The sequence below is a fragment of the Bacillus sp. NPDC057893 genome, from assembly GCF_042796455.1.
GTDB lineage: Bacteria > Bacillota > Bacilli > Bacillales > Bacillaceae_G > Bacillus_A.
The window spans coordinates 1-1,864 of record NZ_JBHVNG010000036.1; the positions used below are offsets into that span (position 1 = coordinate 1).

General features: G+C 42.4%; 1 protein-coding gene and 1 rRNA gene. One reads left to right on the forward strand and one right to left on the reverse strand.

The features are described 5' to 3' along the window. Nucleotides 1–340, reverse strand: a 16S ribosomal RNA gene (locus tag ACFVQC_RS30120); the annotation flags it as partial. Between the two features lie 537 nt (nt 341–877). On the opposite strand from ACFVQC_RS30120, the gene ACFVQC_RS30125 reads away from it, so the two are divergent. Continuing rightward, nucleotides 878–1,447, forward strand: coding sequence for a tyrosine-type recombinase/integrase (locus ACFVQC_RS30125; RefSeq protein ID WP_376174685.1), 570 nt, complete (start codon nt 878–880; stop codon nt 1,445–1,447). Nucleotides 1,448–1,864 lie beyond the last annotated feature (417 nt).

A 1,864-nucleotide genomic window follows, 5' to 3' on the forward strand; every position in this document is an offset into this window, starting at 1 on the left:
GGCCGTGTCTCAGTCCCAGTGTGGCCGATCACCCTCTCAGGTCGGCTACGCATCGTTGCCTTGGTGAGCCGTTACCTCACCAACTAGCTAATGCGCCGCGGGTCCATCTGTAAGTGGTAGCCGAAGCCACCTTTTATGTCTGAACCATGCGGTTCAAACAAGCATCCGGTATTAGCTCCGGTTTCCCGAAGTTATCCCAGTCTTACAGGCAGGTTGCCCACGTGTTACTCACCCGTCCGCCGCTAACTTCAGGGAGCAAGCTCCCATCCATTCGCTCGACTTGCATGTATTAGGCACGCCGCCAGCGTTCGTCCTGAGCCAGGATCAAACTCTCCGAAGAAATGTTTGACTTGCTCATTTGCTTTTAGAGTGTGTGCTCACTATTTTAAAACGTTGGCGCTTAGTTTTGTTCAGTTTTCAAAGAGCAATCACTTTAACAACTTAATCATCATATCACGAAGTTGAGTAGTTGTCAACTTCTGCGAAGAATGTTAGTTATTTTTAAAATCGCTATTTCTTAGCGACTACCTAATCTTACTACTATTTCAATAAGACGTCAATAGTTTTTTTCAAGAACATGTTCGATCTTGTTTTTACTGCTCTATCAATAATTTCTAAGATCAAAAATGCCTTGCTTGCTAAATAAGCAACTCCCTTATGATAAAAGAGTTTACACATGATGTCAATGATTTTTTTAGCAAGTTACTTTATGTATGATTCTGTAGACGACCGTACATTCATTTCCTTGATTTCATTGACTTCCTTCGTTTTTAATCCTTATAATGAAGATAAATACATAAAATCATACATTCAAGTATCCGTTTTATAAGGGCTCGCAACCTTTTCGGAACGTCTTGAAAAAGAAGGGGACACAATTATGAACCCTATTAAGAACGTGCAGCCCATTCGGAACCAGCAGCAGCTGGAAGATATGAAGTGGGCGCTTAAACGCCATTGTTCGGAACGTGATTACATTCTGTTTGTCCTTGGCTGTGAAACCGGGCTGCGAGTTGGAGATCTTTTACGACTCAAAACCAAACAGATTCTGAATTTGAAAGGAAAGTACACGAAGATACTGCGCATCAAAGAGGGAAAAACACAAAAAATCAGGGAGATGTACCTTGAAAACTGTTTTCAGGAAGTCTACGGCTATGCCGTCAATGTGGACAGTGAGTGGCTTTTTCCATCCCGGAAGGGGGACGGCGCCATCACGCCGACCCAGGCATACCGGCAGTTAAATAAGGCCGCCGACTTTGCTGGTGTCGACCATGTCGGCAACCATACCCTGCGGAAAACGTTCGGATACTGGTTTTACAAAGCGACAAAGGACATTGCGATGCTGCAGGGAATCCTGCACCATTCGGACCCTTCGATTACCCTGAGGTATATCGGCATCACAGAAGAAGAAACCAATAATGTCTTGAAAACCTTCAGTGTGTTTAAATAACGGTTCCGAACGAAGGAGCAGTCTTTGACTGTTCTTTTTTTTTACTTCCGAAAGACCCTCGTTATCAGACGTCCATAAAGGCTGTTTTTAGAGGTTTGAACTCCCTATCTTTATTTTCCTATTCGGAAAAAAATCAAACAGCTTAGAAAGGCAAATACAAAGCTTAAACAGCGTATTTTTTAAAAACCTCTTGGTGAATCATACACTTTTATGCCTGTTTTTCATTTTTCCTTTTCGGAACCCTCGAATCCTACATCTGTAGCTTTATCTACTTTCATTTTTCTCTTTTTCTTTTTCTAAAGCATTTATTTTCTCTTAACTCACATCTTGCCTGACTGTTCACATCAAGACAGAAAACTTTCCCTACCGGCCGGCGATATCTTTAGAGTGCCAGAAGACCTCAGCATTCCAAAAGGT

Excerpts from the sequence above, each read along its gene's own strand:
- ACFVQC_RS30125 (WP_376174685.1), top strand. The coding sequence starts at position 878 with ATGAACCCTATTAAGAACGTGCAGCCCATTCGGAACCAGCAGCAGCTG.